Source organism: Rhodopseudomonas sp. B29 (assembly GCF_000333455.1).
In the GTDB taxonomy this organism is placed as follows: domain Bacteria; phylum Pseudomonadota; class Alphaproteobacteria; order Rhizobiales; family Xanthobacteraceae; genus Rhodopseudomonas.
Genome location: NZ_BADD01000208.1, coordinates 1 through 3,887, shown reverse-complemented (window position 1 = coordinate 3,887; position 3,887 = coordinate 1). Strand labels below are relative to the sequence as shown.

Genomic DNA, 3,887 nt, shown 5'->3' with positions numbered 1-3,887 from the left:
TCTACGCGTCACATTCGCGAACGGGACGACAAGGGCGAGCGCTATGCCGGGCTGGTGGTGCTGCTGCTGAACGTCCACGCCTATCTGCTCGGCGCCGTGACCCTGGCGCTGCCGCACTGGATCGCGGTCGGCGTCACCGTGGCGGCGGTGCTGCTGCTCACCGGCCGCGACGTGCTGCACGGCGCCGCACGCCGCGTCGATCTGAAAGAAATCACCACCGCCGGGCAGTTCCTGATCCTGACAGGCGTGGTGCTGCCGCTGTTGCCAGCCGAGCCGGTGACGCCACTCACCAGCATCACGCCGCGGCAGGTCTGGCTGGCGCTGACGCTGGTCTCGACGCTGTCCTATGCCAGCTATCTGGCCCAGCGCTATTGGAAGCGCGCCGCGCAGGGCCTGTGGATGCCGGCGCTGGGCGGGCTGTATTCGTCGACCGCCACCACCGTGGTGCTGGCGCGGCAGGCCCATGCCGACGGCGCCGACCGGCGCCAGGCCGTAGCCGGCATCACGCTCGCCACCGGCATCATGTATCTGCGCATCCTCACCATCATCGCGGTGTTCAACCTCGCGCTGGCGCGCGAGCTGGCCGCGCCGATGATCGCGCTGGCAGTCGCCGGCCTCGGCATCGCCACCGCGCAGTATTTGCTGATCAAGGCGCCGGCCGGCGAGACCAAGGCCGCGGCCGAACGCGGCAATCCGCTGGAGCTCGGCACCGCGGCGGTGTTCGCGGTGCTGTTCGTGCTGATCTCGCTGGCCTCGACCTTCGTCAAGACGCAGTTCGGCACCGCCGGCATCTATTGGCTGGCGGCGATCGTCGGCTTCGCCGACATCGATCCGTTCGTGCTCAACCTGGCGCAAGGCGGCACCGCCGGCATCGGCGAACACGCCGTCGCGGTCGCGGTGCTGATCGCCGCGTCGTCCAACAACATGCTGAAGGCGAGCTACGCGCTGTCGTTCGGCGGCCGCGCCACGCTGCAGAGCGCAATCGCGCTGGTCGCCCTCGCCGCCGGCGGCGTTGGGCTGGCGCTGTGGTTAGTGCATGTGGGTTGAACGTCGATTGAAGCGCCGCATCCTCTCCAACGACTGAGTCGTCATCCTGAGGTGCGCGCGTAGCGCGCCTCGAAGGATGCGGCCAAGTGCTTGCAGCCCATCCTTCGAGGCCCGCCGCGCCGCGCAAGGCGCGGCCCGGCGGGCACCTCAGGATGACGTTGGTAATCGAAGTAGGAGCAGATCGGCTCTAGCTCGCGCCCTTGAGCATCGACAACAGCCGCGTCGTCGATTTGTAGCTCTGCACCGCGTTGTCGCGGAACGCCGGGGTCCAGTTGGCCGCGGTGCGCTCTTCGGCGCTCATGCTCGAATAGGTGTTGAGCAGGCCGAGCGAGAAGTCCGCCGGGTTGCCCGAGGTCTGGCTCTTCTGCAACGCCGACAGGATGCTGGCGCGGTTACGGCTGTCGAGTTCGCGCTTGGCGGCGAAACTCTCCTGCTTGGAGAACAGCCCGTCCTGATTGAGCGAGATCGCCGACAGCGAGCGGTTGTCGAGCGACGACAGATCGGCCTGCTGGCCGACCTTGCGGCCGGGATCGAACAGCAATTCCTTGCCGGCCGCAGCTGCCGCCTTGGCCTGCGCGTCGAGCGCAGCGCGCGCCGATTTGGCGACGCTGCCGAAATCCTGCGTGCTGGCCGTGGTGCCGCTACCCGACGGATATTGCGCCAGATAGGCGGCGACCGGATCGTCGGCAATGCCGGACGGGATGTGGCTCGGATCGTTCGCCGTGGCGGTGAGGCCCTTGTCGATCGCGGCGCGCTCGGCCTTCCAGGTCGGCGTCGCCTTCTCCTCGGTCGAGGCCTGATCGAGATAAGCGGCCGCGGCCTTGTAGACGACACCGACATCGCCGGTGAGCTGCGCGGTCTGCGCCGCAGGCGACAGCGCGGCGTTGAACTGGGCGATGCGGGTGACGCCTGCGAGGTTCTGCTCGGCGTCTGAAAACTTGCCGCCGGCGTTGCTGGCAATGGCGAACAGCGAACGGTTATCGAGCCCCGACAGATCGATGGTCGGCTTGCCGGCGTTGTCATAGGGCGCGGTGACGCCTGCCTTCTTGTAGAGCGCGTCCAGTGCGGCGCGGCTGTCGCTGATGACGGCGCTATAGTCCTTGGTCGTGCCAGCCGCGAGTTGCGCCTTGGCGGCGGCCGACAGCGTCAATTGTGTCGCGGCATTGCTGGAGCCCGGCAGCACATCGTCGCCCGAGCTGCTGTTCAGCACATTGGCCAACGAATTCTGCGCCACCGCCTGCCGCGCATAGGCGGCGCCATATTGGGCGTAGTTGTTGAGGCCGAGACCGACGGTCGTCATGGGCGATGTCCAAGCCGGTTAAGGAACCGTTACCGGAACCCACCTTTTCAGGACGTGGTTAACGCCGGGTTAATTGTTGCGAAATGTTGCTGGAGACGTCTGACCAAAGTGACACCGTCATGCGCGGGCTCGACCCGCCTGCGCGGCCGAAGCCGCTTCGGCGAGGCGAACGCCCGCGCATCCATCGCGCGCGGAGCGCGAAAGATGAGTCGTCGCGAAGAAGATGGATTGCCGGGTCAAGCCCGGCAATGGCGCAAAACTATGCCGTCATTCCGGGGCGCGCGTGAAACGCGCGAACCCGGAATCTCGCCTCCGACAAAACCGTCTCGTCATTCCGGGGCACGAGCGAAGCTCGTGAGCCCGGAATCCATAGCCCCTAGACTCGCTAGTCAGCACAGCCGTTGAAGCACAGGGCCCGACCACCAACGTCGGTGGTTATGGATTCCGGGCTCGCCGCTACGCGGCGCCCCGGAATGACAACCTGTTAGTCCTGGATCTTCGAGAAATCCGCCACCGCCCGCGTCGCGGCGCGGATCTCGTTCAAGAGCTTCAGGCGGTTTTCGCGGACGGCCTTGTCGTCGGCGTTGACCGTGACCTTGTCGAAGAACGCATCGACCGCTGGACGGAGTCCCGCCATCGCTGTCATCGCTGCGGCGAAGTCTTCCTTGGCGACCGCGGCACCGGCGTCTGCCTTGGCGCGGTCGATCGCGGCGGCGAGCGCCTTCTCCTCGTCCTGCGCATACAGCGCCGCGTCCGGCGCGCCGTCGAAGGCGCGGCCGTCCTTCTTCTCCTCGATGCGCAGAATGTTGGCGGCGCGCTTGGTGCCGGCGAGCAGATTCTTGCCGTCATCGGTGGCGAGAAACGCCGCCAGCGCCTCGACACGGCGGACGATCATCAGGATGTCGTCCTGCCCTTCGAGTGCGAACACCGCATCGACGAGATCGTGGCGGGCGCCCTGGTCGCGGAGCTGGACTTTGAGGCGGTCGGCGAAGAAGGAGAGGAGGCTGGAACCTACACTGGCCACCGATCCAAGCTGCTCAAGCTCTCCGCCCTCTCTTATCAAGGCGAAAGAAGTTTCATCTGTAAAACGCTTCGACATCAAATCGAAATTGGACGCAGACAACTCTGCTGCAACACCAGCACCGTCTCGAAAGACAACAGATCTTTTAGTGCAAATCGCAATAGTCGTCGCAGAACATGCAGGCCGAGCACAGCCGCAGCGCGCGCTCGGCCTCGGCGTGGATGTCATCGGCCGACATGACGCGCCGCCTCCTCGCCCGCGAGCCGGCCGAACGCCGCGCCGATGGTGACGCCGAGTCCGGCCAGATAGCCGCGCGGCAACACGTTCGCGGCCATCACCATGCCGGCGGCGAGCAGATTGTCGAAGCGCGTGCCGTCCTGCCGCTGTACCCGCAGTGATGGATCAACTGCGACTCCGAAATGCGTGAAGGTGATGCCCGGCCGCAGCGGGAAGGCCGCGAATGGAGGCTGCACGATCGGCCACGCCTGCGAGGTCTGTCCGGACGAGGCCCGATGTGCG

The 3,887-nt window shown here is 66.3% G+C and carries 3 protein-coding genes and 1 pseudogene; 1 reads left to right on the top strand and 3 read right to left on the bottom strand.

Annotated features, from left to right (window positions below):
* On the top strand, positions 1-1,047 hold a 1,047-nt coding region (locus tag I5M_RS07415), incomplete at its 5' end, for a DUF4010 domain-containing protein (protein ID WP_022720819.1).
* Between the two features lie 187 nt (positions 1,048-1,234).
* Here the strand turns inward: I5M_RS07415 and I5M_RS07410 are convergent.
* The 3 genes and pseudogenes from I5M_RS07410 to I5M_RS07395 all read right to left on the bottom strand — a co-directional run.
* Positions 1,235-2,347 (bottom strand): hypothetical protein, encoded by a 1,113-nt coding sequence (locus tag I5M_RS07410; RefSeq protein WP_022720818.1) that lies wholly within the window; start codon positions 2,345-2,347, stop codon positions 1,235-1,237.
* A 484-nt stretch (positions 2,348-2,831) separates the two neighbouring features.
* Positions 2,832-3,356 (bottom strand): annotated as a pseudogene (locus tag I5M_RS07405) (DALR anticodon-binding domain-containing protein); the annotation flags it as partial.
* Between the two features lie 236 nt (positions 3,357-3,592).
* A partial coding sequence (locus I5M_RS07395) for an FAD-binding protein (protein WP_031335751.1) occupies positions 3,593-3,887 on the bottom strand: 295 nt, incomplete at its 5' end.

Excerpts from the sequence above, each read along its gene's own strand:
- I5M_RS07410 (WP_022720818.1), bottom strand. The coding sequence starts at position 2,347 with ATGACGACCGTCGGTCTCGGCCTCAACAACTACGCCCAATATGGCGCC.